The 26,884-nt window shown below is 71.6% G+C and carries 26 protein-coding genes; 14 read left to right on the top strand and 12 right to left on the bottom strand.

Annotated features, from left to right (window positions below):
- Window positions 1-50 precede the first annotated feature (50 nt).
- Both ACIG36_RS14835 and cynR read right to left on the bottom strand, forming a co-directional pair.
- Complete coding sequence (locus ACIG36_RS14835; protein WP_399926796.1) at window positions 51-1,511, bottom strand: NAD(P)/FAD-dependent oxidoreductase; 1,461 nt, start codon at window positions 1,509-1,511, stop codon at window positions 51-53.
- A 284-nt stretch (window positions 1,512-1,795) separates the two neighbouring features.
- Window positions 1,796-2,704: a transcriptional regulator CynR gene (gene cynR / locus ACIG36_RS14840; protein ID WP_399926799.1), complete on the bottom strand. Its 909-nt coding sequence runs from the start codon at window positions 2,702-2,704 to the stop codon at window positions 1,796-1,798.
- A gap of 125 nt (window positions 2,705-2,829) precedes the next feature.
- On the opposite strand from cynR, the gene ACIG36_RS14845 reads away from it, so the two are divergent.
- The 3 genes from ACIG36_RS14845 to ACIG36_RS14855 all read left to right on the top strand — a co-directional run bounded on the left by ACIG36_RS14845 (window position 2,830) and on the right by ACIG36_RS14855 (window position 4,691).
- Entirely contained in the window at window positions 2,830-3,435 is a 606-nt protein-coding gene (locus tag ACIG36_RS14845) for a carbonic anhydrase (RefSeq protein ID WP_399926800.1), read from the top strand.
- A gap of 155 nt (window positions 3,436-3,590) precedes the next feature.
- The gene (gene cynS, locus ACIG36_RS14850; protein WP_399926802.1) at window positions 3,591-4,061 is read left to right on the top strand and encodes a cyanase; all 471 of its coding nucleotides are present in this window, start codon (window positions 3,591-3,593) and stop codon (window positions 4,059-4,061) included.
- 129 nt (window positions 4,062-4,190) lie between these two features.
- Entirely contained in the window at window positions 4,191-4,691 is a 501-nt protein-coding gene (locus ACIG36_RS14855; protein WP_399926804.1) for a nucleoside deaminase, read from the top strand.
- A gap of 18 nt (window positions 4,692-4,709) precedes the next feature.
- Here ACIG36_RS14855 and ACIG36_RS14860 read toward each other — a convergent pair whose 3' ends face one another.
- Window positions 4,710-5,243: a hypothetical protein gene (locus tag ACIG36_RS14860; RefSeq protein WP_399926806.1), complete on the bottom strand. Its 534-nt coding sequence runs from the start codon at window positions 5,241-5,243 to the stop codon at window positions 4,710-4,712.
- A gap of 218 nt (window positions 5,244-5,461) precedes the next feature.
- Between ACIG36_RS14860 and ACIG36_RS14865 the strand changes: the two genes are divergently transcribed.
- From ACIG36_RS14865 to ACIG36_RS14875, 3 genes are all read left to right on the top strand, one after another.
- A complete protein-coding gene (locus tag ACIG36_RS14865) occupies window positions 5,462-6,295 on the top strand; it encodes an alpha/beta fold hydrolase (protein WP_399926808.1) in 834 nt (277 codons plus the stop codon).
- Window positions 6,296-6,300: 5 nt separating this feature from the next.
- Window positions 6,301-7,593 (top strand): hypothetical protein, encoded by a 1,293-nt coding sequence (locus ACIG36_RS14870; RefSeq protein ID WP_399926810.1) that lies wholly within the window; start codon window positions 6,301-6,303, stop codon window positions 7,591-7,593.
- A gap of 220 nt (window positions 7,594-7,813) precedes the next feature.
- Window positions 7,814-8,722, top strand: a complete 909-nt coding sequence (locus ACIG36_RS14875; RefSeq protein ID WP_399926812.1) for an SDR family oxidoreductase — start codon at window positions 7,814-7,816, stop codon at window positions 8,720-8,722.
- A 151-nt stretch (window positions 8,723-8,873) separates the two neighbouring features.
- Here ACIG36_RS14875 and ACIG36_RS14880 read toward each other — a convergent pair whose 3' ends face one another.
- Complete coding sequence (locus ACIG36_RS14880) at window positions 8,874-9,719, bottom strand: class I SAM-dependent methyltransferase (RefSeq protein WP_399926814.1); 846 nt, start codon at window positions 9,717-9,719, stop codon at window positions 8,874-8,876.
- 128 nt (window positions 9,720-9,847) lie between these two features.
- On the opposite strand from ACIG36_RS14880, the gene ACIG36_RS14885 reads away from it, so the two are divergent.
- A complete protein-coding gene (locus ACIG36_RS14885; RefSeq protein ID WP_399926816.1) occupies window positions 9,848-10,453 on the top strand; it encodes a TetR/AcrR family transcriptional regulator in 606 nt (201 codons plus the stop codon).
- Window positions 10,454-10,528: 75 nt separating this feature from the next.
- On the opposite strand, the gene ACIG36_RS14890 is transcribed toward ACIG36_RS14885, so the two are convergent.
- Together ACIG36_RS14890 and ACIG36_RS14895 are read right to left on the bottom strand one after the other, a co-directional pair.
- Entirely contained in the window at window positions 10,529-12,808 is a 2,280-nt protein-coding gene (locus tag ACIG36_RS14890) for a heavy metal translocating P-type ATPase (protein WP_399926818.1), read from the bottom strand.
- A gap of 91 nt (window positions 12,809-12,899) precedes the next feature.
- Window positions 12,900-13,196 carry a heavy-metal-associated domain-containing protein gene (locus tag ACIG36_RS14895; RefSeq protein WP_399926820.1) on the bottom strand — a complete coding sequence of 99 codons (297 nt, stop codon included), beginning with the start codon at window positions 13,194-13,196 and terminating at the stop codon, window positions 12,900-12,902.
- 278 nt (window positions 13,197-13,474) lie between these two features.
- On the opposite strand from ACIG36_RS14895, the gene ACIG36_RS14900 reads away from it, so the two are divergent.
- The gene (locus ACIG36_RS14900; protein WP_399926822.1) at window positions 13,475-14,677 is read left to right on the top strand and encodes a penicillin-binding transpeptidase domain-containing protein; all 1,203 of its coding nucleotides are present in this window, start codon (window positions 13,475-13,477) and stop codon (window positions 14,675-14,677) included.
- Window positions 14,678-14,771: 94 nt separating this feature from the next.
- Here ACIG36_RS14900 and ACIG36_RS14905 read toward each other — a convergent pair whose 3' ends face one another.
- On the bottom strand, window positions 14,772-18,155 hold the full coding sequence (locus ACIG36_RS14905; RefSeq protein ID WP_399926824.1) for a hypothetical protein: 3,384 nt from the start codon (window positions 18,153-18,155) through the stop codon (window positions 14,772-14,774).
- A gap of 76 nt (window positions 18,156-18,231) precedes the next feature.
- Window positions 18,232-18,435 (bottom strand): hypothetical protein, encoded by a 204-nt coding sequence (locus tag ACIG36_RS14910; protein WP_399926826.1) that lies wholly within the window; start codon window positions 18,433-18,435, stop codon window positions 18,232-18,234.
- 114 nt (window positions 18,436-18,549) lie between these two features.
- Here ACIG36_RS14910 and ACIG36_RS14915 point away from each other — a divergent pair, with 114 nt between their 5' ends.
- From ACIG36_RS14915 to ACIG36_RS14935, 5 genes are all read left to right on the top strand, one after another.
- Window positions 18,550-19,326, top strand: coding sequence for a class I SAM-dependent methyltransferase (locus ACIG36_RS14915; RefSeq protein WP_399926828.1), 777 nt, complete (start codon window positions 18,550-18,552; stop codon window positions 19,324-19,326).
- A gap of 103 nt (window positions 19,327-19,429) precedes the next feature.
- Window positions 19,430-19,861 carry a VOC family protein gene (locus tag ACIG36_RS14920; protein ID WP_399926830.1) on the top strand — a complete coding sequence of 144 codons (432 nt, stop codon included), beginning with the start codon at window positions 19,430-19,432 and terminating at the stop codon, window positions 19,859-19,861.
- A 48-nt stretch (window positions 19,862-19,909) separates the two neighbouring features.
- Window positions 19,910-20,353, top strand: coding sequence for a protein kilB (locus ACIG36_RS14925; protein WP_399926832.1), 444 nt, complete (start codon window positions 19,910-19,912; stop codon window positions 20,351-20,353).
- Between the two features lie 209 nt (window positions 20,354-20,562).
- The gene (locus tag ACIG36_RS14930) at window positions 20,563-21,804 is read left to right on the top strand and encodes an MFS transporter (protein WP_399926834.1); all 1,242 of its coding nucleotides are present in this window, start codon (window positions 20,563-20,565) and stop codon (window positions 21,802-21,804) included.
- Window positions 21,805-21,944: 140 nt separating this feature from the next.
- On the top strand, window positions 21,945-22,208 hold the full coding sequence (locus ACIG36_RS14935; protein WP_399926836.1) for a hypothetical protein: 264 nt from the start codon (window positions 21,945-21,947) through the stop codon (window positions 22,206-22,208).
- Window positions 22,209-22,365: 157 nt separating this feature from the next.
- Here ACIG36_RS14935 and ACIG36_RS14940 read toward each other — a convergent pair whose 3' ends face one another.
- Entirely contained in the window at window positions 22,366-23,040 is a 675-nt protein-coding gene (locus ACIG36_RS14940; protein WP_399926838.1) for a helix-turn-helix domain-containing protein, read from the bottom strand.
- A 184-nt stretch (window positions 23,041-23,224) separates the two neighbouring features.
- Between ACIG36_RS14940 and ACIG36_RS14945 the strand changes: the two genes are divergently transcribed.
- Window positions 23,225-24,433, top strand: coding sequence for a cytochrome P450 (locus ACIG36_RS14945; RefSeq protein ID WP_399926840.1), 1,209 nt, complete (start codon window positions 23,225-23,227; stop codon window positions 24,431-24,433).
- A gap of 107 nt (window positions 24,434-24,540) precedes the next feature.
- Here the strand turns inward: ACIG36_RS14945 and ACIG36_RS14950 are convergent, their stop codons facing one another.
- From ACIG36_RS14950 to ACIG36_RS14960, 3 genes are all read right to left on the bottom strand, one after another.
- Window positions 24,541-25,326 carry a GNAT family N-acetyltransferase gene (locus tag ACIG36_RS14950; protein WP_399926842.1) on the bottom strand — a complete coding sequence of 262 codons (786 nt, stop codon included), beginning with the start codon at window positions 25,324-25,326 and terminating at the stop codon, window positions 24,541-24,543.
- A gap of 68 nt (window positions 25,327-25,394) precedes the next feature.
- The gene (locus tag ACIG36_RS14955) at window positions 25,395-25,478 is read right to left on the bottom strand and encodes a 50S ribosomal protein bL37 (protein ID WP_399927613.1); all 84 of its coding nucleotides are present in this window, start codon (window positions 25,476-25,478) and stop codon (window positions 25,395-25,397) included.
- Window positions 25,479-25,560: 82 nt separating this feature from the next.
- Window positions 25,561-26,373, bottom strand: a complete 813-nt coding sequence (locus ACIG36_RS14960; RefSeq protein ID WP_399926844.1) for an SDR family NAD(P)-dependent oxidoreductase — start codon at window positions 26,371-26,373, stop codon at window positions 25,561-25,563.
- Window positions 26,374-26,884: the final 511 nt, after the last annotated feature.

Here is a 26,884-nt window from a genome sequence, read left to right on the forward strand (position 1 = left end):
CCGGAGGTGGACGGTCTGACGAGGCGTCCGCTCCCGCCGTGCCATGGTGATCAGGGACAGGCGGCCGCAGCACCGAGATAGTCGGCCACTTGCCGGACCCGGTCCGCTTCGGCCTCGGACACTGCGCCGAGGACCTCCGGCGCCAGCGCGACCGGGACGCCGAGCCGTTCCACGCACTCGCGCGCCAGCTGTCGGCACGCTGTGGCGATCGGTTCCGTGTCGAAGATGTACGGCAGCCGCATACCGCGTTCCACGGCGACGAGGAGCGCCATCTCCGCGAAGCGCTCCGCCGCGTCGTCCACCGTCATCGTCTCGATGGGCCTCCGGCCGGGCGCGAAGACCGCGTACGGGTCGTTCTCCGGGCCCGCGGCGCCGGTCAGAAGCCCGGCCAGGTAGCGGGCGATCGCAGGGGAGCTGTGGAAACCGTCCCGATAGGTCCCCGTCGCGAAGAACAGACCCGGCAGCGGCGCGCGGCCCAGAAGCGGAAAGGTGTCCAGCGTGACCGGCCGCAGGCCGTAGTGCCAGCACCGCACGGCCGAGAACGCGATGTTCCGGTCGAACTGCGCGATGAAGCCGGACAGCAGCGCCTGGACGAGCCCCAGCCGCGGTCCCGCGGGTACGTCGACGCGCACGTGGTTGGTCGCGCCCAGGTACTCGGCCCCGTCCCCGAGCGGCACCACGTGCAGCCCGCAGCCGCCGACGAGGGTGGGCGTGCGCACGACGTACGGTACGGCCTCGCCCCGCACACGCTGGGTATCCAGCGCAACGCCCGTCCCATTCAGCATCGGCTGCACCGTGCCCGGGGGCAGTTGCTCGATCAGGTGCCCGGTCGCCGCACCCGCCGCCAGGACGACGGCTCCCGCCTCGAGTGTCGCTCCCGAGAACAGCCGCACCCCGGTCACCGCGCCCCTGGCCGTCACCAGGGACGTCACCTCGTCGGCGACGCGCGTGACGCCGAGGCCGGACGCAGCGGCGTCCAGAGCCCCGAGAACCCGCCGGGCGTCGACCGCCCCCTCGTTCTCCAGGTACAGCGCGTCCACGGGCTGGTCGCCCGCCTCCGGCTCCAGGAAGCCGATCCCGTAGGGATCCACGTCCTGGAAGGGCTCGCCGTGCTCCTGGGCAGCCGCACGGATCGCCCGCATGCTCCCCACACCGTCATCGGTGGAACGCGCACCCAGCACGACGAGGGTTCCCCGGGCGACCCTGACGGGAACCGCCGCGTGCCGCCCCACTTCCGCGAGCCGTTCCAGCCAGGCCGGCCACAAGTGGGCCGCTTCGCGCGCCAACGCGAACTTCGCCCCGGACGCGGGATGTTCACCGGTACGCCTCGTGACCTCGGCAAAGCAGTTGAGCATCGCCCCGGCCGCCACGGAAGCCGCCCCGGGACGCGCCTGCGGGCCGACCACGGCAATCCGCAGGGCGGGATCCCTCAACGCCGACTCCACGGCAACAGACAGGCCCAGCACGCCGTTCCCTGCGATCACCACATCGGCCGTCATGTCCTTCACCATTCCCGGAATGGGAACAGGGCGGGCCCGCCGAGCGGAAGACCGCGAACGAGACACCGGCCAGGCCGGCCTGCCGCGCAGGCCCACCCCCTGCCCCGGAGGTCGGGCTACCAGTGCACGGGCAACCCGGTCATGTGTTGAAGGACAGTGCCGGGCTGGAAGCCCGTGCGACAGGTCCGCGTCAAGAGCCCCTCGCGCGCCACACGCCCGCCGCGAGCGCGGGTTTCGGCCGTGGGTCAGCCCACAGACCCTGGTCAACCCGCCACAGGGCAGGCGGTCGTCTCCCGTCAGGCGGGGGCATAGGCGCGGCTCGCGACGTGGTCGTGGATGAGCCGGGTGAAGGCGCGGGCGGCGGCGGACTGGTAGGCGTTCTCGCGGGTGAGCAGGGTGACGGTGCGGGTGGGCAGGGGTGGGTCGAGGGGGACGGGGGTGAGGTGGGGGTGGTCGTGGGTGATGGCGTCGGGCAGGACGGTGGCCAGGCCGGTGCGCTGGACGATTTCGGTGAGGGCCTGGATGGAGTTCGCTTCCACGGTGATGCCCGGGTGGACGCGGTGGCGGGTGAAGTAGGCGTCGATGTGGCCCCGGGTGGCGAAGTCGCTGCTGAGCAGTACCAGTTGCTTCTGGTCGAGGGCCTGGACCGGCAACGGCCGGCCGTCGGCGGCGGCGTGCTGTGCAGCTGCGACGACGAGGCTGAGGGTCTCGGTGAACAGCGGTGTGGCGGCGATGCCGGGCGGGTGGGGCCCGGTGAAGGCGATGCCGAGGTCGACCTCGTCGCCGGCCAGGCCGGCCTCGATGCGGTCCTGGGGCGCCTCCGTGACGGTCAGGGTGATGCCCGGATGGCGGGCGTGGAGCTCGGCGATGACCGGACCGACGAGGTAGGCGGTGAACGTCGGCGTGACCGCGAGGCGTAGATGGCCGCGGGAGAGGTCCTGCACATCATGGACGGCCCGTTCGGCGGCGGCCAGGTCCCGCAGCGCCCGGCGGGCGTGCTCCGCGTAGACCTGGCCGGCGTCGGTGGGCCGTACGGTGCGGCCGGTGCGGTCGAGTAGCTGCACACCCAGGGTGCGCTCCAGCTGTTTGATCTGCTGGGACAGGGTGGGCTGGGAGATGTGCAGCTCTTCGGCGGCACGGGTGAAGTTCCCGTGCTCGGCGACGGCGAGCAGATAGCGCAGATGGCGAAGCTCCAGAGTGGCCATGCAGGCAACTATAGACACCAGCAATAGGAGTCATGGTCAGCAACTCTTGGACACTATAGACGCAGGTCATGCATGGTGGATCTCGTCGGGCCCACGGGTCCGGCCACCACCGAAGGGAGTGACCCATGCCAGACCTCGCCGAGGGCGTCGCGCGTTTCCAGCGGGACGTCTTCCCGGACAAGGCGGGCCTGTTCGCCCACCTCGCCGGGCATCACACGCCGCACACGCTGTTCATCGGCTGCTCGGACGCCCGTGTCGTACCCGAGCTGATCACCCAGGGCGAACCGGGCGAGCTGTTCGTCATCCGCACCGCCGGAAACCTCGTACCCGCCTACACCCCCGGTGCCAACGGGGTCACGGCCGGCATCGAGTACGCCGTCGCCGTGCTGGGCGTGACCGACATCGTGGTGTGCGGGCACTCCGCCTGCGGCGCAATGACCGCCCTGGCCGAAGGCCACGACCTCAGCGGCGCGCCGGTGGTCGCCGACTGGCTGCGGCACGCGGACGCCGCCGTGGCCCGTACCGCCGACCTGCCGGCCGGACCGGAGAAGGTCGGCGCCCTGGTCCGCCAGAACGTCTACGCGCAGCTGACGAACCTGACCACCCATCCCTCCGTCGCCCGTGCGCTGGCCGAGCAGAAGGTGACGCTGCACGGCTGGGTCTTCGACATCGCCACCGGGCGCGTCGAAGCCCTCGACCTCACCGGCACTGGCACCGCTCTCGCGTCCTGACCCAGGCCCTGCCCACACCCCATGCCGGGGCCCGGCCCCCAGGCGCTGATCCGGCCGTGCCGCGCAACGCGCCACACCCGGACCACCACACCCACGAACCTGCCGCTCCCGCGCTCTCCCGCGAGGGCCGGCACCCCCAGAAAAGGAGCCCTCTCATGGTGCACGCCCAGTTCGACCCCACCGCCCGCCAGGCCCTGGCCGTCCAGGCCGTGGAGGCGAAGGTCCGCAAGGACCTCACCTGGCAGCAGATCGCCGACGCCTCCGGCCTGTCGGTCGCCTTCACCACCGCCGCCGTCCTCGGCCAGCACCCCCTGCCGAAGGCCTCCGCCGAGGCCGTCGCCGAGCTGCTGGGCCTCGACGAGGACGCGGCGACGCTGCTCCAGACCATCCCCACCCGCGGTTCGATCCCCGGCGGCATCCCCACCGACCCGACCATCTACCGCTTCTACGAGATGCTGCAGGTCTATGGCACCACCCTCAAGGCCCTGGTCCACGAGCAGTTCGGCGACGGCATCATCTCCGCGATCAACTTCAAGCTGGACGTGAAGAAGGTCGCCGACCCCGAGGGCGGCGAGCGCGCCGTCATCACCCTGGACGGCAAGTACCTGCCGACCAAGCCCTTCTGACACACCCGGGCCCACCGGTAGCCGAGCGGGCCGGAAGCAGGACCTTCCGGCCCGTTCGCTCCCGCCCCTCCCACTTCCCGCTCTCCCACCCGCTCCCGCGGGCCGGCCCCGCTCCCTTTGGAGGCATTCATGGACTTCGCGCAGCGCACCATCGACATCGCCCGGCAGAACGTCGCCGAAGGCGGCCGCCCCTTCGCGACCGTCATCGTCAAGGACGGCGAGATCCTCGCCGAGTCCCCCAACAAGGTCGCCCAGACCAACGACCCCACCGCCCACGCGGAGATCCTCGCCATCCGCGAGGCCTGTACGAAGCTCGGCACGGAACACCTGACCGGCACCACCATCTACGTACTCGCCCACCCCTGCCCGATGTGCCTGGGCTCGCTCTACTACTGCTCCCCCGACGAGGTGGTCTTCCTCACTACCCGCGACGCCTACGAGCCCCACTACGTCGACGACCGCAAGTACTTCGAGCTGAACACCTTCTACGAGGAGTTCGCCAAGCCGTGGGACGAGCGCCGCCTGCCGATGCGCTACGAGGCCCGCGAGGACGCCGTCGAGGTGTACCGCTTCTGGCAGGAGAACAACGACGGCGACCGCCGCGTGGCCGACGCCCCCACCGCCTCCTGACCCGCGGTGCCCGCCGGGCTACAGGATCGTCAACGTCGTCACCCCGGTGGCGCCGCTGACGCCGCCCGCCAGGCACTGCAGCGCGCCCGGCTGTGGCACCGGGATGACCTGGAGCAGTTTCCGGCCGTGGAAGCGGCCGTGGGTGATGGTGCCGGTGACCGGGGTGACGACCTGGCCTGCCACGGCGGTGCTGCTGCCGATGATGTCGGCGGTGCTGGAGTCGCCGGTGTTCCAGTTGTAGGTCCGGCGGGCTCGGAACCCGTCGAGAAGGTTGTTGCATCCCGTGAAGAGCGTGAACTCCTCGTGGTAGCCACCGCTGCGCACCGCACCCCGGCCCCCGGTGCAGGAGGTGAAGCGCCCGTCGACCGTGACGCGCACGTGTCGCGGCTTGAGGGTGACCGCCGGGTGGTAGCTGATGGACTCCGTTCCCTGGCACTGCAACAGCCCGGAGTCGCGGGGGTGGGCGGACGCCGGCACCACGGGAGCGGCCGCGCCGAACATCACAGCGGCCGCGAGAGCGACCACACGCAGCCGCCTCCCGCGCTTCGTCACGGACGATCTCTGCACAGTCAAGGCCATGAGGCACACAGTGCCCCGCTTGCACGGTTCGCAGACAGGCACACCGGAGCACCGGCGGATGCCAGGGATCGGGGAACCGCGCACTCCCCGGCGCGCACGCCTGCCCCTGTCCGCGCCAGGCGGCCCACGCGTAGCCTCGTGCCGCCCCACCGGCCCTCCCCAGGGCCCGCGCCGAAGCGAGCTGGAGAGAGATGGACACGCTGAAGACCGGCACCTTGGCCGTGCCGGGCGCACGCCTGTACTTCGAAGTCCGTGGAGCAGGGCCGCTGTTGCTGCTCATCCCGGGCGGTGCCTCCGACGCCGAGGTCTTCCGGGACCTGGCCGGCGAACTCGCGGCCGGCCACCGCGTCGTCACCTACGACCCACGCGGCATCTCCCGCAGCCGCCTCGACGGGCCTCCGCCCGAACCATGGCTCGGCACCCAGGCCGACGACGCCGCGCGGCTGCTCGACCTCCTCGCCCGGGACGGTGAGACCGTGCGGGTGTTCGGCAGTTGTGCCGGCGGGCTGACCGCTCTGGAGCTCATGGTCCGCGATCCGCAGCGGGTGCGGCTGGCCGTCGTGCATGAACCGCCTGCCATGGGGCTGCTGCCGGACGCGGCACAGTACGCCGTCTTCTTCGACGAGGTGTACGCGACGTTCCAACGGGAGGGGAGCCCGGCAGCCCTGGACAGTCTCCGGTCCCTCTTCGGCGGCAGGCGGGCCCCACAGCTGCCCGAAGCGGCCGACAACAACGAATTCTTCCTGGCTCACGTGATGCTGCCGTCCTCCCGCTGCGTGCCCGACCTCGCCGCGCTGGAGGCCGTGGCGGACAGCATCGTCATGGCCGGCGGCCGGGAATCGAGCACCTACGACGTACACCGACCGGCAGTCGCCATCGCGCAGCGGCTCGGTCGGCAACTGGTGGCGTTCCCTGGCGGACACGTCGGCTACGCCCAATGCCCCGCCGCCTTCGCCACGCAGCTCGCCGGGATCCTGGCCGAGGCGCGGTCCTCGCTGTCCCCGCACGCCGCCACGCCCAGCTGACCCCCATGCGCATCCTGATGGGAGCCCAGAACTGCGGTTTCGGCCCCGCCTCCGTCCTCGTCGCCGTCTCCCGGCTGCTGTCCGGGCATGAGCGGGTGCACGAGCGGGTGTTCGTCGGAGACAGCATCTCGGCGGCGTTCGCCCACCGCAACGCCGCGGCCTTCAACGCCGTCCACGAGATCAACGAGCCGCACGAGCACGCCTCCGTGCCATCCCTCGATCGCCTGATGGCCAACAGCGACTACGTCATCTCCGCCATGGACGCCGATCTCGTGCTGCGCGCCTTCGTGGCACGCCGACCGGTGCTCCTGGTGGACTGCCTGTTCGGCTTCTGGCAGCACCGCACCCCCCTGACGCGGATCCACGAGCTGTGCGCGACCCTGCCCCGCACCTCCTTACCGGCGGCCCGCCACCACCTGTCCTGCCTCTCGCCACACGAACGTGTCCTCGCCGCCCACCTACTGGCCGACCACAGTGTGGTCCAGAACTTCCCCGGCGTCTCCCGGCGCATCGCCGAGCTCACCGGTGGTGCCGGCACGGACCACACGATGCTGCTGACCGGCCCGCTGGTCGACCTGGAAGGCATCAAGGCAGCGGAAACGGAAACAGGAACGGACGAACCGGCGACCGGCGAACCGGACTACGACCTACTGATCAACACCGGCGGCTTCAAGAACTTCCTCCTGGACTTCGAAGCCAACAACGCATACCTCCAGCTCATCCACCGCTGGATTCCGGACATGCTCACCGACTGGCCCCGCTTCACCCGCGTCCTGCTCTGCGGCGGCCCGTACACCGGCCCTCGTGCCACCGTCCTCCGCACCGCCTCCCGGCAACACGTCGACCGCCGCCTCCTGCCCCAGCGCGAGCTTCTGCGTCACGTGGCGAGAACACCGCACTCCTTCCTCGCTCCCGGCCTGTCGGCACTCCACGAGACCACGCTCCTGGGCCGGTTCCCTCTGGCCCTCCACGAACAGCACTACGCGCACACATTCACCGTCCGGAACCTCGCCGACACCCTATTTGGACGCCTGGCGGCCCGGTTCACGGACGTCCTGCCCGGCCACCCCCTGCCCGAGGACGACTACTCGGGCACCCAGGCCCTCGTAGCCGTCGCCGGCCGGATCCTGGAGGACGACCGCCTCTACGCGCGGTTCCGCAGAACCTTCAACCAACGCATCGAGCAGTACCTCGCCCTCTCACCGCAGCAGCGGGCCACAGGAGTGACGGAACTGCGCCGCCTCCTCGACGGCCCTCCCGCCCCCGCGGTGATCGCGTCGATCCTGACGGCCCGGTGACCAGCAGGAAAGGGCCTTCCCCGGTGACGGGCTGAGCGCGGCACCGCATGGGATTAACCCTGGTGGACCCGATCGGCATGCGCCTGCGGCCGCCCGATGGGACCGTCGGCTGGTGAAAGGGGTGCGCCTCCCGACCCACCGCCTGCCGTGAGGTCACGGGTGCTCAGGCACTCCGGCAGGCACCGGCAGGCACCGGCATGGCCGGGCAAGGGAGGCCACGGTGCGGATACGTGATTCCGTCGTGGTGGTGACCGGGGCCTCCAGCGGCATTGGGCGGGCCACCGCCATGGCTTTCGCGCAGCAGGGGTGCGCGGTGGTGCTGGCTGCGCGGAGCGAGGTGGCGCTCCGGGCGGCCGCGAACAGCTGCAGCGGGCGGCGTGGGACACGGACGCTCGTCGTGGCGACCGACGTCAGCGACGCCGACGCGGTCGACCGGCTCGCCCAGCGTGCCGTCGAGCGCTTCGGGCGTATCGACGCGTGGATCAACGCTGCTGCCGTCTCCGTCTACGGGGCGTTCGGCGACGTGCCCATGGAGGACTTCCGGAGAGTTCTCGACGTCAACGTCATGGGGTGCGTGCACGGGGCCCGGGTTGCGTTGCGGGTGATGCGGAAGCAGGGCCGCGGGACACTCGTCAACGTCGTCTCCGTCCTGGGTCTGCTCACCATGCCCTACGACCATCCCTACGTGATGTCCAAGCACGCCGTACGGGCGCTGAGCAGCGCGCTGCGGCAGGAGTTGTGGCTGGAGGGCGAGAAGCGCATCCATGTGTGCACCGTGCTGCCGGCCACCGTTGACACGCCCCTGTTCGAGCACGCGGCGAACCACACCGGCCGCAGGCCTGTGGCGATGCCTCCCGTCTACCGTGCCGAGCGTGTCGCGCGTGCCATCGTGAACGTGGTGCGCGTCCCGCGCCGCGAGGTCCCGATCGGAGCGACAGGTCTCCTGGCGTTGGTCGGCTCCCGCCTGAGCCCGGCGTTGGTCGAGCGTATGGCGGCGCGCCGGACTCGGGCCTCGCACTTCTCCCCCGACGAGCCGGCGCCGGCCACCCATGGCAACCTCTACCAGCCGACGCCGGGAACCGGCGCGGTCGACGGAGGGTGGGGCGGCCGCCACCGCGACGCCAGGTGATACCCGGCCGCAGCAGCGGTCGTAGCCGGGCATCCGGTGCCCGGAGTGGGGGCCGTCGCCTGCCGGTGACCGATGACGAGGGCCTCGCACCCTCCAGGAGTGGAGAGAACCACGCACGGTCCAAGAACACCGGATACTTCACACCGCGGGGTCAGGGGCGGGTGGCAGTGACCAGCCAGGCGCTGCCGCGCAAGTGGACTGCCCCAGGCCGGGCGTAGGTTTGCATGGCGGCGGTGAGCGCTGCTCCGGCGCGGTGCGCGACGTCCGGGGCGAGCTGGTCGAGGAGGAAGCGGACGGGACCGGTGCCGAGGAGGAAACCGGCCGCGTCCTGCACGTCGCGCCCCCAGTTCTGGAGTGCTTCGACCGGGGTGATGGCCGGGGGGCGGAAGCCGGCTCCTGTGAGGACGTCGCGGATGCGCGCCGGATCGGCGAGGGAGAACATGCCGGGTTCGCCGGCGGTGGTGGTGAGGTCCGGTATCGGCGCGTGCGCGCTCATGGCATCGATCACCCGTATCCAGTCGTTGCGGGCGGGGTCGGCCATCGTCACGAAGGCGAGCCGGCCGCCGGGCCGCAGGGCGCGGCCGATGTTGGCGAAGGCGACGACGGGATCCTCGAAGAACATGATGCCGAACCGGCTCATGGCGATGTCGAAGCCGCCCTGCGGAAGGGGATGGGCCTGGGCATCGCCCTGCTCGAAGGCCAGGTTCGCCAGTCCCTCCCGGGCCGCGAGGTCGCGGGCAAGGCGGAGTTCGGGCCCGGACAGGTCGAGGCCGAGCACGCGGCCTCGTACCGCCCGGCGCGCGGCCAGCCGCGAGGTCTGGCCCGCGCCGCAGCCGATGTCCAGCACCCGGTCCTCGGGGCCGATCGCGGCGGCTGTGAGAAGCGGCTCGTTGAAGCCGGCGTTCACGGCGTTCCAGCGGTCGTGGTGAGCGGCCCAGTGACGCCCCTCATCACCGTTCCACGCTTGCTCCTGCTCGGTATTGACAACTGCTCGCATGCAGAACTCCCCCGTCGCGTCGCCTGTACGGCGAGTAGTATGGGCGCTTGCCCATAGAGTATGGGCAAGCGCCCATACTGGCTAGGGGTCCACGGCAAGCACTTCCGCGGTGCCGGGAAGGAAGCACGATGTCTCCACGAGGCGTAGCGATCACAGGAGTCCGGGAACGGCTCTTCGAGGCGGCGGAGCGAGTCCTCTCCCGTGAAGGTCCGGGCGGCCTCACCAGCCGGGCCGTGACCAGCGAAGCCGGATGCGCGAAGGGTCTGCTGCACAACCACTTCGAGGACCTCGACGACTTCGTGGCCCAGCTGGTGCTCCACCGGTTCCGACAGCTCGCCGAGGGAGCCGCCACCCTTCCCGCACGGGCGGGTGAGCGCACCGTCGCCGAGAACCTCACCGATGCGGCACTGGCACTGCTCGGCTCCAGCGGGCCGGCGATCACCGCACTCGCCCTGGCCCGTCCCACGGCCACGGCGCGCATCCGGGGAGCCTGGCAGCAGGGCGCCCCCGGTCTGAACGCCATCGAGACGTCGATCGCCGCCTACCTGCAGGCCGAACAGCGCCTCGGACGCGTCCCCGGCAGCGAGGACTGCGCCGCGCTGGCCCTGGCAGTGGTCGCCACGGCACACCACCTCCTCATGACCGCATGGCCGGACGGTCCCGACCCGCGCGAGCGCCTTCGACATCTCGTGACGTCACTGACGACTCGGACCGACGACGGACCCACGCCATGACGTGACCCCAACGAGAGAATCGACAGGCCCCGGCTGAAGCCGGGGCCTGTCGATTGACCGGGAAGAGGCACTTGCTTACTTGAAGCGCCGGAGCCGGAGGCTGTTGGTGACGACGAAGACCGAGGAGAAGGCCATGGCCGCACCGGCGATCATCGGGTTGAGCAGGCCGGCCGCCGCGAGCGGGAGGGCGGCGATGTTGTAGCCGAAGGCCCAGAAGAGGTTGCCCTTGATGGTGGCGAGGGTGCGGCGGGAGAGGCGGATGGCGTCAGCGGCCACGAGGAGGTCGCCGCGGACGAGGGTGAGGTCGCCGGCCTCGATGGCCGCGTCGGTGCCGGTGCCCATGGCCAGGCCCAGGTCGGCGGTGGCGAGGGCTGCCGCGTCGTTGACGCCGTCGCCGACCATGGCGACCGAACGTCCCCCGGCCTGCAGGCGCTTGACGACGTCTACCTTCTCCTGCGGCAGGACCTCGGCGATCACCTCGTCGATGCCCACCTCACGGGCGACGGCCTCGGCGACGGCCTTGTTGTCACCGGTCAGCAGCACCGGCGTCAGGCCGAGCCGGCGCAGTTCGGCAATCGCTCGGGCACTGGTGGGCTTGACCGCGTCGGCCACGGTGAGGACGCCACGGGCCTCGCCGTCCCAGGCGACGGCCACGGCGGTACGGCCCTCGGCCTCGGCGGTGGCCTTGGCGGCGGCCAGCTCGGCGGGCAGCTCGATCACCCACTCGGCCAGCAGCCTCTCCCGGCCCACGAGCACCGCGTGGCCCTCGACGACGCCCTGCACACCCAGCCCGGCGACGTTGTCGAAGCTCTCGAGGACGGGCAACGTGCCCGTACGGGCTGCGGCACCGTCGGCGATGGCGCGGGCGATGGGGTGCTCGGAGGCGTGCTCGAGCGCGCCGGCCAGCCGCAGCAGCTCGTGCTCGCTTACGCCGGGGGCGGTGATCACCTCGTGCAGGGCCATCTTGCCGGTGGTGACAGTTCCGGTCTTGTCCAGGACGACGGTGTCGACGCGGCGGGTGGACTCCAGCACCTCGGGGCCCTTGATGAGGATGCCCAGCTGGGCGCCGCGGCCGGTGCCGACCATCAGCGCGGTCGGAGTGGCCAGGCCCAGGGCGCAGGGGCAGGCGATGATGAGCACGGCCACGGCGGCGGTGAACGCGGCGGTGGCGTCCCCGGTCACGAACAGCCACGTCAGCAGGGTGCCGAGGGCGATGAGCAGGACAACGGGCACGAAGATCCCGGAGATGCGGTCGGCGAGGCGCTGCACTGCGGCCTTGCCGTTCTGCGCGTCCTCCACCAGCTTGGCCATGCGGGACAGCTGGGTGTCGGAGCCGACCCGGGTGGCCTCGACGACGAGGCGGCCGGAGACGTTGACAGTGGCGCCCGTGACGGCGTCGCCCACGGTGACGTCCACGGGCACGGACTCACCGGTCAGCATCGAGGCGTCGACGGCGGAGCCGCCCTCGACGACGGTGCCGTCTGTGGCGATCTTCTCGCCGGGCCGTACGACGAACCGGTCGCCCACCGCCAGCTCGCTCACGGGGATGCGCATCTCCCGTCCGCCGCGCAGCACGGCCACGTCCTTGGCGCCCAGCTCGAGCAGCGCCCGCAGCGCGGCGCCGGCCTTCCGCTTGGACTTCGCCTCCAGGTAGCGGCCGGCCAGGATGAAAGCGGTCACCCCGGCCGCGGCCTCCAGATAGATGGAGGACGAGCCGTCCGCACGCGAGACCGAGAAGTCGAAGCCATGTCGCATGCCCGGCATGCCGGCGTGGCCGAAGAACAGCGCCCACAGCGACCAGCCGAGCGCGGCGAGCGTGCCGATCGACACCAGCGTGTCCATCGTCGCGGCACCGTGCCGCGCGTTGGTCCACGCCGCCTTGTGGAAGGGCAGCGCGCCCCACACCACCACCGGCGCGGCCAGCGTCAGCGACAGCCACTGCCAGTTGTCGAACTGCAGGACCGGCACCATCGCCATCAACACCACCGGCACCGACAGCGCCAGCGACACCAGCAGGCGCTGCCGCAAAGAGCCGACTTCGCCACCGGTCGCTTCATCGGCCCCGCCCGGGGCGGCCACCTCCGCCTCTCCGCGGGCCGCGGGCTTCGGCGGCTCCTGGGCGGTGTAGCCGGTCTTCTCCACCGTGGCGATCAGGTCGGTGATCTCGACACCGGGCCCGTAGGCGACCTTGGCCTTCTCGGTGGCGAAGTTGACCGTCGCCGTGACGCCGTCGAGGCGGTTGAGCTTCTTCTCGATGCGCGCCGCGCACGAGGCGCAGGTCATACCGCCGATGGAGAGCTCGACTTCGGAAGCGGATATGGCGGGCGTCGCCTGTTCCGGGGCGATGCTGGTCATGGGGCTTGCTCCTGGGAGAAGAGCCGGGCCGTGCGGCCGCCATATCAGTGGAGCGGCACGGCCCGGCGGGGATACCGGGGAGGGGTGTTGCTCAGGCGCGGCCGGCGAGCTCGTAGCCCGCCTCGTCGACGGCGGCGCGCACGGCCTCGTCGTCCAGCGGGCCGGCGGAGACCACGGTGACCAGGCCGGTGGCGGCCACGGCCTTGACGGAGGTCACGCCGGCTATCGCGGAGACCTCCTGCGAGATCGAACCCTCGCAGTGTCCGCAGGTCATGCCGGTGACCTTGTAGACGGTGGTGACGCCGCTGTCCTGGACGGCGGCCGTGGTGCCGGTGCCGCAGGTACCGGCCGGGGTGCAGCAGGAGCCGGAGTTCGTCTGGGAGGTCATGGCTACTTCCTTCGGGACGCAGGTGCGATGCCTTACGGAGGGGGTGCCGGGTGCTGCCCGGCGCCGTTCCGACAAGAAGAAATATATACCCCCTGGGGGTATCTACGGAAGGGGGCCGCCCAGCTGACTCGACGGCCGGCGCCCCCTTCGGGAGAACCGGGTCGACGCCCACCGCCGACCGCGCGCCCCGACACTCCGCCCCCTTCGACGCCCCGCCCACCGTTCATGGCAGTCACGGCAGAGCCGCCCCACGAAACCCCGCCCTTAGGATGACGATCATGTCTACGACAACCCGACGCCGGACGGCGATGACCGCGATGACCGCGACGGCCTTGATGACGCTGTTGACGGTAGGTGCGGCGGGGTGCGCGTCAGATGGGAAGGCGTCGGAGGAGCCGTCGGCGGCGCAGCCGTCCCAGGCGAAGGCCAGGCCCCACGACGGCCTGGTCGACATCCTCGTGGCCGGGCGGCCCGTCACAGGATCAGAACCGTCGGGGAACGCCAAGTCCCCGTACCGGCGCACGTACACGGACGGTGAGCTGTACGTGGCGGTGACGGGGTACCGGTCGATGGCCTTCGGGTCGAACGGGCTGGAGCGCATCTACGGGGACGTCCGCGGCACGGTGGAGACCACCGTCGAACCGACACTGCAGCGCGCCGCCGCGGAGGGTCTGCGCGGCCGGAAGGGAGCCGCGGCGGCTCTGGACGCGGAGACGGGCCGCATTCGTGCGCTGATGAGCACACCGTCGTACGACCCGTCGAGCTTCACCGGCGCCGCGAGCGCGGATGCCGCGGCCTGGAAGGAACTGTCCCGCAGCAAGGACCTGCCCCTGCTCAACCGGGCCCTGAGACAACCGGTCCCTGCGGGCCGGGCTTTCCACGTGGTGGTAGCGGCAGCGGCGCTGGAGAAGGGGCTGTACGCGACGGTGGACACGCCGACGCGTGGACCGGGCGGTACGGGTCACTGCGCGAAGGCCTCGATCCGGCAGGCGCTGCGGTACGGGTGCGACGAGGTCTTCGCGGACATGGGCACAGAAGTGGGCCAAGAGGCGATGCGGTTGACGGCGGAAGCGTTCGGCTTCGGCGAGAAGGATCTGCTGGTGCCGCTACAGGTCGAGACGGGCACGTACGACCAGGGCGGCGACACGAAGGCCACGCCGCTGCAGATGGCACGGGTCATGGCCGTCATCGCCAACGGCGGCAAGCAGATCGGCCCGCGGCTGGTGGACAAGGTGGTGCACGCCGACGGCAGCGTGCAGAAGCCCCTTGCGTACGCGCCTGCGGGCCGCCAGGTCGTCAAGCAGGAGACTGCCACTCAGTTGCGCTCGGCATTGTCGGACCGCACGGGCGGGGACGGATGGTCGCTGGCTTTGACGCGCGCTCCGGACGGCCGGCCGTTGGCGCTGGCCGTACACGCGGAGGGAGCCGGCGACACCGCATCAGCGGTCGTGAGCGGCATGGCGAAGGCCGCATCGGGCTGAGCCGCCCTTCGTCCGACCGGCCCGGGAACGAGCGGCCGGGGGGGCGGACGTCGCCGCCCTCCCCTCCCGCCCGTCCCTCCCCCCTGACGCGATGTCACTCCTCCGCGGTGACCGTCCTCAGCGCCTCGTCCCGTACGTCGGCGTGCGGGTGGCGGCGCAGGGCCCGCAGTTGGTCGCGCCAGGCCGTGCTCCAGTAGCCGCGGCGGCCGCCCGCCACGGTCAGGGCGAGGGCGAACAGCCCGGCCGCGTGTTCCCCGTCGTCGGCCAGGGCGGCAGCGGCGTGCAGCAGTGCCGTATCGCTGCCGTCGCGCCTGCCGATGCGGGTGGTCAGTGTGTCGGCCGTGCGGGTGGCGAGGGCGGGCCGGCCCTCGTGGACCCGGGCGAGACGCGTCAGCTGTGCCGTCAGCTCGTCGGGTTCCGCGCCCAGGTCGAGCGTACGGACCAGGAGGGCGGCGGCCTCGGGCGCGTGGCGGCCCGTGGCGGTGAGGAGGTCGGCGATCGCCGGCGCCGCCGTTCCGACCGTGCGCCGCTGCCGGCCGCCCAGCTCGGCGAGGACGGTGGTCACGTACTGGATGCGCCGGAAGGCGGGCCGGTCGCGGTCCTCCTCGGCATCGGGCGTGCCGGGGAGGGCGTCCGCCTCCATCAGTGCCGTGAGGGCGCGGGTGAGAGGGACGAGGTCGGGCGAGCCCGACGGGGCGTAGGCGACGTAGGAGCACAGGGCGCGGGCCGCGGACTGCCAGCTCGCCCGGTTGTCCAGGTCGGTGACGGCGGCGACGAGCAGGTCCACGGCGTCGGGAGCCCACCGCGACCACGTTCCGAGCGCCTGGAAGCCCTGCCGTGCGAGGTCCGGGTCGTCGGTGACGCACACCGTCCGTACCAGGCCCGCGTAGCGGCACCGGTGCCGCTCGGGCAGTGTGCCGGGGGCGGGGCCGAGCACGGCCCGGCGCAGCTCCCGGCGTCCCGACGCGGCGGACTCCAGCAGTCCCCAGGCGGCCTCGTGCGCCAGCAGTCCCGTCGTGACCGTGACGCAGGCGGCCTGCACGTCGTGGTGCTGGCCGGGCGCGGCCATCGCCTCCGCGAGGAGGGCCACGGCCTGCGCGGCGGGCAGCCGGACGGCGGCGAGCCGCGCGGCCTCCTTCCGGCTGGTCACCTTCACCCCGGTGGCCGCGGTCAGGAGGTCGCGGAGCACACCGGACAGGCCGGACGGAGCGGTGTACCGGCTTGCCCGGGACGCGGCGGGGACGGCGACCCGTGCCCGGTCCCCGCCCACGTGGGAGAGCAGGAGCGGCAGGTGACGGCCCGGGTCCGTGGTGCGTCCGAGGGCCGCCAGCGCGGTCTCGGCGATCGGCACGTTGTCGTCACCGGCGTAGCGCACCAGCAGTTCGGTGCCGTACTCCGGGATCCACGCGGCCAGGGGCAGCGCGTACACGCGCTCGGCGAGGCTGAGGCTGCTGTCCCCCACCGCGCGCTCCAGCAGCCTTGCGGCGGCCGCCTGTTGGCGCGGCAGCCAGAAGGCCGTGTGCCGGCCTATGGGCGGCAGCCAGTGCCGGTCCTTGGTGAGGAAGCGGCCGTAGGGCGGGGTGTCGCCGAGGACGGCGTCGAGCAGGTCGGTGCGGCGGACCGCGAGGGCTCCGATGACGGCGGGGAACGTGGCCGTCGACGGATCCAGGGCGAGCAGTTCGACGATCCGGTCGTCGCGGGTACGCGGATCGTCGAGCCAGAGGTCGGCGGCCTTGCGACCGTCCTCGGCGGTGCCGTGCTCGACGCAGCGCCGCAGCAGCGCCTGCAGCCCCGCGATGTCGTGCGCGCGGTCGCCGAGCGCCGTGGCCAGGCGGATGACCTCGGTGAAGTCGGCGTGGCCGGCGGCCGCTTCGAGGGAGGGGCGCAGCGCCTCGAACAGCTCGTGCTCCTGGCCCTTGCGCAGGCTCTCCTCGCGGAAGCCTCCGGAGGCGCCGGGGAGCCGTGCGAGCGTGCGGTAGGCCCAGTCCGTCAGCTCCTCGCCCGTGCCGGACGCGTGCTCGCGCAGCAGAGCGTGGGCCAGGCCGTGCAGGGCGGAGTGGTCGTTCCAGGAGAAGTCCCGGGCCTCCAGGGCGTCCGTCGCGAGGCGTTCCAGATGCGGGGCGGCCTCGGCGGCGAACAGGGCGGGGCGGATCGCGGCGATCGCCTTCAGGGCGGCGGCTCGCACCGGCTCCTGTTCGTTGCGCAGCCGCCGCAGGCCGGCGAGCAGCTCCGTCACGGCGGACGGGTCGCGCGTGAGGGCGGCGTTGCGTACCAGCAGCGGGTAGGCGTACGCCCGTTCCATGGCCTCGGAGCGGCGGGTGGCGGTCAGAAGCTCCTCGCGGCCCTCCGCGACGGGCAGGAAGGACACGGCCGACAGGACCATCTGCCAGGACGACCCGTGCTCGCGGGCCTGTGCGGCCATCCGTCGTGCCTCGGCCTCCCGGCGCTCCCGGGGCAGCACGCCGAGGAGGGCGTCGGAGAGGAACGCGAAACGCGTGGACCGTCCGCCCATCGCGGTGTCGTAGCACGCGGAGCGCTCGGAGGGCGGCATGAGCCTCAGCAGACGGACGAGTGCCCGGTCGTTGCGGGACAGCGCTCGGGCGAAGTCGGCGAAACCGGGCGGCCGGTGCCGTATGAGGGTGCGCAGTACCGGCGTGCGGAGCCACAGCCGGTCGGTGTCCTGGCGCCCAGGGGCGAGCAGCACACGGAGGGTGGCCTCGGGGTCGGCGGCCGCCAGCTGCCCCAGTCGTGCGCTCACCTGGCCGGGCAGCGGCCCGGGGCACAGCCGCTCGAGCAGGTCGAGGACACGGGAGGGGGCCGTTTCGACGGCCGCACCGACGACCGCGCCGTGCAGGCGCCACCAGATCTCCCGGTTGTCCTCGGACCGGGCGGCCGTGAGCCTGCGTTCCGCCTCGTCGAGGAGGGCGGAGGAGTGGTGCCGGGCGAGTTTCTCCCACTGGACGATCGCGTGGAAGAGGCCGGGCAGGAGCTCGGTGACCGTCCCGGCGCTGCAGGCCGGAAGCAGCCGCGCCGCTTCGGCGTCACCCCAGTGCTCGCGCAGGGGCCGGATCAGGGCGTCGGCGAGGGCCGTGCGCCGCCCGGCGACCACGGCCCGCACCAGCGCGCGCCGTACGACGGTGGGGGCGTCCTCCAGCGCCGCGACGACAGCGGCGTCGGGAACGCTCGCCTGGCGCACCGCCGCCATGGCCCGCGCCCGCACCACCGGATCGGGGTCGGCCAGCCGGTCCTGCAGCCAGCGGGTGTCGCGGCCCACCGAGGCGGCGAGCGCCGCGACGCCGTGCTCGTACGCCCCACGCCCCGACAGCTCGGCCAGGACCGCGATCAGTTCGCCGGCCGCGGCACGCTCCCGCGCCCACAGAGCGATGTGTCGAGCGCGCCGGGGGTACGGCAGCGGATCGAGCGCGGCCAGGAGGCCGTCGACGAGGGCGGAGGCGGCGCTGTCGGTGTTTTCGTTCACGCGGGGATTCTCTGGGAGAAGCCCGCTCCGGCCTAATCCTTTGTTTCGTCACATGCTGCTGATCACAGACTGCTGATCACAGACTGCTGTTGCAGACTCCCGCCACGACTCCGCTGTACTGGCTGGCCACTGGCACGTTCTTCAGATCGGTCTGGCACACGGTGTCCGCGGCGGCTCCGGCGAGCTCGCGAGCCGGTCCCAGGGTGTCGTCTTCGGCAGGGGCGGCATGGGCGGGGACAGCCGCGCCGAACAGGGCCACGCCGAGTACCCCGAGGGTCATGAGTCTCTTCATATCCGGTCAAACGAGGCATGACGCCACCGGTTGCGCCCCGACTCGCGGGGGCGACCGCTTCCGAGCCCTGATCACGGAGAACCGATAGAACTGATAGAACCGATGAACACCTGGATCACCTCCTCCCGCAACGGTGAGGATCTCGCCGACGTATACGCCCACCACAGCACGACGCTTCGGGGAGTTCTCCGCCACCACCTCGTCGACCGAGCCCTGGTCGAGCACCTTCCGGATGCCCCTCGGCGCGTGCTCGACATCGGCGGCGGTACCGGCGTCCAAGCCGGGATGCTGGCCGGACGCGGCCACCACGTCACCGTGCTGGATCCGGACGCGGACATGCTGGACAGGGCACGCTCGGCATGGAAGCCGCACATGGCGGGCGCCACAGGGACCGTCACTTTCCTTCACGGCTTCGGTGAACAGGCACCGCGGCTGGCCGGCACCGGTTGGGACGCGGTGCTGTGCCACGGCGTGCTGATGTACCTGGAGTCCCCCGACCCGTTGCTGCGCGCACTCGCCCGGTGTGTGCGCCCCGGCGGTCTTGTCTCCGTCCTCGCCAAGCAGCACACCGCCCTGGCCATGCGCCCGGGGCTGGAGCGGAACTGGACCGCTGTCCTGGAGACACTGCGCGACCCGGTGGGGCACGGCCGGCCCGACGTGGTCAGCCGCGGCGTGAGCCGGGAGCGGGTCGCCCGCGTCCTCGCCGAGCACGACGTGCGCACCCGCTGCTGGTACGGGGTGCGCTGCTTCACGGACCACCTCGGTGACGAGCCCGTCGGCGAGGACTTCGACCGGATGCTGGAGGCCGAGTGGGCGGCTGGGCACATCGACCCGTACCGGCGCGTCGCCCGCCACTTCCACCTCATCGCCCAGCGCTGAACGCCCGAACGCAACCGCGCTGGAACGGATCAGCGATTCGGCATGCGCGGTGGCTCGGTCGTGAGCGAAGGTGGACCCTCTGACGCCTCTGAGGGGACTTCTCATGAACTGGACGCTCGAAGTCGTACCGATCCCTGTCACCGACATGGACCGGGCCAAGGAGTTCTACGCCGCCAAGGCCGGTTTCAAGGTCGACCTCGACGACGAAGTCGCCCCCGGCATCCGCATCGTCCAGATGACCCCGCCCGGCTCGCGGTGCTCGGTCGCGATGCTTCAGGGGATGCCCGCGGCACCCGGTACGAAGGTGATGGCCCCGGGCACGTTGCAAGGCCTCCAGCTCTGTGTCACGGACATCGAGGCGGCCCGCGAGGAACTGGTCGGCCGCGGTGTGGACGTCTCCCCCATCCGCCATGTCGGCGCGAGGGGCTGGGAGGACGGCAAGGGCGGCACCTGGAACTCGTTCATGTCCTTCGAGGACCCGGACGGCAACGGCTGGGTGGTCCAGGAGGCTCCGTCGGAGCTGTCGGAGCGCTGAAGCCCACGGACCCGATACCCCATGTCCATGTGGCCTTCGATCGTTGCCGTGATCGGCACCCTGGCCGGTGCCCTGACCGCCGGACTCCTTCAGCACCGCGCCGCCGTCTCCGCACGCGCTGAGCAGCGCGCCGACACCCACCGCCAGGACCGGCTCGGCGCCGTCACCGACTTCGCGGCCGCACTGGACGCGCACCGCTCGGCGATGTTCCACCGGGAGCGGCTGGCCCTGATCGAGGCCGGCTCCGAGCACCAGCTGGAGGCCCAGACGAGGTCCCACGACACCCGGACGGCGATCACCGCGCCCCACGTCCGTCTCCAAGTCCTGGTCCCCGAGTTGGCCGGCCCCGCCCAGCAGGCCGCCGATGCCACGTACGCCCTGCGCAATGCCACCGGCCGCGCCGAGCTGGACGCCCTGCGGCATGCGGCCAAGGAAGCATCCGCGGCCTTCATCACTGCGGCCGCCGCACTGCTGAACCCCCACCACCGCTAATTGCGGCGGAGGGGCCACCGTTCAGCGAGGAATCACCCAGCTCGGCGTCCAGGTCCCGGCGGCGTCGTGGCCGGACGCTGTGGCGGCGAGGTGGGCGCGCAGGGTGGCCCGGCGTGGGGTGGGGGTTGTTTGATCCCAGGACATGGCGCTCGCTTTGATGCTTCCGATCACGAATCGGTTGTGCGGGTAAGCGGCAAGGGGCGTCGGGTATGAGGAGCGGGCACCGGCTCGGGTATCTGCCCCGACATCGGCTGGGGCGGCGGTTCGGGTGGCTGTGGGGAGCGTACGGGACCAGCGCGCTCGGGACGTGGCTCGCTTTCGGCGCGTTCCCGCTGATCGCCATCCGGGTGCTGCACGCCGGACCGGTCGAGGTCGCCGCGCTCTCCTCCGTGGGGGCTGCGGTGGGCGCCGCCGTGGCGGTGCCGCTCGGCCCGTGGGTGGAGTTCCGCCGCAAGCGGCCGGTGCTGATCGGGACGGACCTGGTGCGGTTCGCCGCGCTGCTGACGATCCCCGCGGCGTTCGCGCTCGGCGTGCTCAGCTTCCTTCAGCTCCTGCTGGTATCAGTCGTCGTCGCGGCGGCCGACATCACCTTCCGCGCCGCCTCCGGCGCGTACCTGAAGACGCTGCTGCCGGCCGAGGACCTGCTCGTCGCCAACGCCCGGTTCGAGTCGACGGCCTGGACGACCACGATCATCGGGCCGCCGCTGGGCGGCGTGGCGATCGGGCTCCTCGGTCCGGTGGCGACGGTGGTGGCCGACGCGGTCAGCTACCTGCTCTCGGCGCTGGGCATCCGCGCGATGGGCGGGCACGAGCCACCGCCCGAGCACCGGGAGGCCGCACGCATGCGGGCCGGGGACCTGCTCGACGGCTGGCGGTACATCCTCGCCGACCCGACGCTGCGGCCGCTGTTCTTCAACACCGTCTTCTTCAACGGGCTGGTGATGGCCACCTCGCCGCTGCTGGCCGTCCTGATGCTCGGCCGACTCGGGTTCGCGCCGTGGCAGTACGGCCTCGCCTTCGCGGCACCGTCGATCGGCGGGCTGCTCGGTTCACGGCTGGCCCGGCCGCTCGTCACCCGGTTCGGGCAGCACCGGGTGCTGGTCACGGCCGGGACGCTGCGCGCGCTCTGGCCCGTCGGCCTGGCGTTCCCGGGGCCGGGCACCGGTGGGCTGCTGCTGGTCATCGGCGTCGAGCTCGGGCTCATCTTCTGCTGCGGCATCTTCAACCCCGTCTCCGCAACGTACCGCCTCGAGCGCACCGCGACCGACCGGGTCGCCCGCACGCTCTCCGCCTGGGCGGTGACGACCAAGGCCTCGACCGCGCTCCTGACGGCCGTCTGGGGCGTACTGGGCGGCCTGCTCGGCCTGCGGACGGCCATCGGCCTGGCCGCCGTGCTCCTGCTGGCGACGCCACTGCTGCTCCCCACTGCGAGGCTTAAGTGCGTGCGTTGACCGGCGGGGCCTGCGCCGCATGAGCACCCGCCGACGGACGGAAATGTCCGGATAGCGCCAGGCGGAAGGCTGTCCACCGGCTTACGGTCCCCCAACGGCCGCTGATAGACGTGGGGCACCGCGAACGAAGGAGTGTTCCCATGCGTAAGCTCGTCGCTCCACTCGCCACCCTCCTGCTGGCCGGCGCGGCAGGACTCACGTTCAGCGCACCCGCACAGGCCGCACCGGCGGCGACGGTTCCGGTCGTCGAGCAGTGCCCGGACGTCTGTCCGGCCAACTACGACCCGGTCTTCTGCAGATTCTCCGACGGCTCCACCGGACGGTTCACCAACGACTGCTTCGCCTCCGTACACGCGTGCAAGCGTGGCGTGAAGATCGTGGCGTGCACCCGCATTCTGAACTGACCGAACCACCGAACCCTGCCGCCCCGATCACGCACAACAGTGCTCGGGGCGGCCCGTCTCCCCCATACCTGGCGTCAGGCTCGTACTGGACGCGCCGGCGCACGCCCGACGACAGGAATTCGGCTGCCGGCTCTTTCGGTGGGTCGACTGAGACCCGTCAGGTCAGGAGGGCTCGCCAGCGGTCGGCCGACGCCTTCATGTCCAGGACGACTCGCTCCAGGAACGTCCCCGCTCTGGCCAGCCGCTCCCCCACGGCCGTGTCGAGGCCGGACGTCTCCGCCGCGGCCATCGCGGCCTGCGCCGACTCGAGCGTCTGCCGCGCGCTGATCACGATCGCGTGGTACCAGGCCTCGTCATCGACCACGTAGATGTCGCGCCGCCGCTGCGGATCGCGTTCGCGACGGACATAGCCGTGCTGGACCAGATAGTTCACGGCCACGGAGACGGAGGCCGGACTGACGTTCAGCCTGCAGGTCAGTTCGGCCGCGGTGCGCCTGCCGTCCTCGGACAGCATCAAGTCGACGTGCACGCGCGCCGTGATCCTCGGCATTCCCGACCTGACCGCCAGCTCGACGATCTCCTCTTCCATCCTGCTGCCCGATACATCGGCCGCGCGCGGGGGCGCCGGCGTACCTCGTCGCGCCCGCTGGACCGTCGCCCGGTGCGCCTCCTGGGGCCGGTAGCCGCCGGGGCCGCCATTGCGTGCGACCTCCCGGCTGATCGTCGACGTCGGCCGCTCGATCCGCCTGGCGATCTCCGCATAGGAGAGCCCGTCGGCGAGTCCGGCCGCGATGCGCTGGCGGTCCTGCTGGGTCAACCGTCCTCCTGGCATGCCGTCAGTATTTGCCTTCGCCGTCATTCATTGCAACGCATCGTTGCATTCGAGTTCAGCGTCATTGCATCAATTTGGCGCCTGCTACCAGGTAAAACGCATTTGCATCGATTGACGTAATTCTGAATGCAACGTAGCTTTCGAGAAGCGTTAAACGCGTTCCGTCGCGAGATGAGGAATGGCCATGAACGAGTCCCTCCACACCGTCACAACGCTGCCGACGACGCGTCAGCGCGGCTGCCCCTTCGACCCGCCGGCAGAGCTGGTCCAGGCCCGTGCGCACGGCCCGATCAGCCGCTACCCCTTCCCCGATGGCCATCAGGGCTGGCTGATCACCGGATACGACCTGGTCAAGTCCGTCCTGGCCGACTCGCGGTTCAGCTCGCGCAAGGAGCTCATGCGCCACCATCCGACCATCGATTACGGCGACATCGAGGTCCCTCCGGCACCGCCCGGCGAGTTCCTCCTCATGGACGACCCGCAGCACCGCCGCTATCGCAAGCCGCTGGCGGGCAAGTTCACCGTACGGCGGATGCGACAGCTCACCGAGCGCGTCGAACAGATCACCGCCGAGTGCCTGGACGCCATGGAGAAGGCAGGGCCACCGACCGACCTGGTGACCGCGTTCGCCAAGCCCATCCCCACCGTCATCATCTGCGAGCTGCTGGGAGTGCCGTACGAGGACCGGGGCTTCTTCCAGGAGCAGATCGACACGTTCATGGGCGGGGAGACGAGCGACGAGGAGTTGATAGCGGCCTACACCGCGACCCAGGTCTACCTCGCGGAGCTGGTGGCCGCCAAGCGCGCGAACCCCACCGACGACGTGCTCAGCGACCTCACCGACAGCGATCTGACCGATGAGGAACTGCAGGGGATCAGCCTGATTCTCCTGGCCGCGGGGTTCGACACCACCGCGAACATGCTGGCCCTCGGCACCTTCGCACTGCTGCAGAACCCGGAGCAACTGGCCGCGCTGCGCGCCGACCCCGCGCTCACCGACCGGGCCGTGGAGGAGCTGCTGCGGTATCTGAGCGTCGCCAAGTCGTTCATGAGGACGGCACTGGAGGACGTCGAGGTGGGCGGCCGGAGCATCAAGGCCGGCACGACGGTGATCCTGTCGTACAACACCGCCAACCGCGACCCCGACCGCTTCGCCGATCCCCACGTGCTCGACGTCCGCAGGCAGGACGGCGGCCACCTGGCCTTCGGCCACGGCATCCACCAGTGCCTGGGCCAGCAACTGGCCCGCATCGAGATGCGGGTCGCCCTGCCCGCGCTGGTCAACCGTTTCCCCACGCTGCACCTGGCCGTACCGGCCGAGGACGTCGCCCTGCGCCCGGAGACCGCGGACATCTACGGGGTGAAGAGCCTCCCGGTCACCTGGGACGTGTGAGCCCGAGCCGGTGACGGATGAGGTCGCGCAGGGGCTCAGCGGCCGTGTCGACCGGCCGGGACGAGGGTGGCCGCCGGGCGCCTGCGACCCGGCGGCCCCGGTGGGGGTCAGCAATCGGCGACCGGTGCTCCGAGTGCGTAGTGCACGTACGTGTGGATCAGCCGGAAGCCGGACTTCGCGGCCAGCCGGCGGCTGGGGTGGTTGTCACGGGAACAGGTCCACGACGGGATGCGGCCGCGCGCGGTGATATCGGCGCACAGTGCGCGGACGCAGGCGGAGGCCAACCCCCGGCCGCGCGCGGCGGGCAGAGTGGCCACGGCGATGTCCTCGTAGCGGCTGCCGGCGAAGGACGTGCAGGCGAGCGAGAGCAGGAGCCCGTCGCGGAAGGCGCCCCAGCCATGGCCTGACGCGGCGAGGCCGTACGGGCCGCCCCAGCTCTCGGCGATCCAGGCGAGGTCCGGGCCCAAAGCCCGTACGGCCGGCGCATCGGCGGGCACGAGGGGGCGGACGACGGCGCGGACGACGGCGCCGGGCATCGGCCGGACGGCAGACACCGGGGCATCATGCGCCCAGATCATGCGCTCCCACGGCACGATCCGCTCGAACGCCCTGCCGAGCAGGGGCAGGAAGCGGTCCGGGGCGGCAACGTAGCAGTGGGCCAGCGGCGCGAGGTCCGCCGGGACCGTGGCGCACGGGTCGCCGGCCAGGACCGCGTAGCCGGCGCAGGCGACGTAGGCGGCCCGAGGGCGCGACGGGTGATCGGTCCACCACGTGCCCAGCCCGGTGCGGGCGGCGTGCTCGGGAAGGGCTCCCACACCCGGGCGGCCGGCAGGGAACCAGGGCTGCCGCGCCCGGACGGCCGGCTCTGTGTGGAGGGCGTTGTCGTTCGGCATGACGGCTCCGGAGAACCCGAGGGGCGGGCGGTTTCTCGCCGCCCGCCCCGGTTGCTGACAGCTTGCGGTCAGGCGCAGGCCTTGCTGCCGTGATTGGCGTTCTTCTTGCGGCGGGCTCGCTTCTTACGGGCGCGCTTGGACATGGATCTCATTCCTTCGTTCGCTGTGGGGATCTGGCTGTGGGGATCTGGCTGTGGGGATCTCGCTACAGAGATGACGGGGCGTTACGGAGGCTCAAGCCGTCTGGGCGACCAGCTCGTCGGCGAGCTTGCACAGCCGGCGCACCGTCCGCTCCTCCATGGCGACGGGAGCCGCCGGGGACAGGGCGGTGCAGTCGTAGTAGGCGCCGGGGACGACCTCGACGGCCGGGTCGCACAGCCGTACGACGCGCTCGGCGCCCTGCAGGGCGGAGTCGCCCTCGTGCGCGTACAGCGGCAGCAGGGCGGTGTCGCAGACGCCGGGGTGCACGCTGACCGACGTCCAGGGCGCCTTCTCGCGGGCGAAGACGGTCAGCGCGAGCTGCGACTGGGCATAGGCGGCCAGGCGGGAGTAGCGCTTGGCCCGCTGGGGGTCGTTCCAGGAGATGGACGCCGTGCGGTGCATAGAGGACGACACGTTGACCACACGGCTTCCCGGGCGGGCGCCGAGCGGGCCGGCGAGCTCGTGGGTGAGGAGATAGGCGGCCAGGAAGTTGACCTGGAAGGAGAGCTCATTGCCGTCGGCGGTCACGGTACGCCGCTCGGGCGCGGCGACGGCCGCGTTGTTGACCAGCACGTCGAGGACAGGGTGTTCCTCGGCGACGCGAGCGGCCATGGCCCGTACCTCGTCAAGGCGGGAGAAGTCGGCGACGGCCAGGCGCAGCCGCAGGGTGTCCATACCGGCCGCGACCAGGCGGGCGACGGCGTCGTCGCCCGAGGCCTGGTCGGGGGCGTGCACGATGACCGTGTCCCCCCGGCCGGCGAGCAGCCGGGCGGTCTCCCAGCCGATGCCGGAGGTGGCACCGGTGACCAGAACGGTCCTGGAAGCGGGCGAGACAGCAGAAGACATGGGAATCCACTCCGGGAATTCGAGCAAAGCGGCAGCTGGATCCGCCCTGTGGCGGACTGCCGTGCGAACAGAAGGCGGCGACGTCAGCGGCGGCGAACGAACACGCGCACGCCGACGGGCCAGGTGATGTGCGAAGGCATCACAGCGGCGCGCTGGGCACCGTCGTATGTCGAGAAGGAGAGACGCGCGCTCAGCGCACGGTAAGTGAACAGCGCGCGGTGCCGGACAGCGCCGTATGAGGCGGCCGGTCGTCATGGCGCAGGTGGCTGTTCACGGGCACTATTCAAGGCGGCCGGGTAGCCAGGGGCAAGCAGCGTGCCGCTTCCCTGACGCGCTTCTGACACCAGGACGGACGTCAGCGCCTCCGGATCACGTGGCGGGTGAGTCGTTCGGGGCCACGGTGACGCGTTGGGCGAGGCTCACGGGTGGGTAGGCCGTGGAAGGCGCCAAGTCGCTTACGCAACGCACCGTATTGTCACGCACCCCGCACCCTCGATATCGGATTCAGCAA

This window comes from Streptomyces sp. NPDC053048, from assembly GCF_044547045.1.
Lineage (GTDB): Bacteria > Actinomycetota > Actinomycetes > Streptomycetales > Streptomycetaceae > Streptomyces.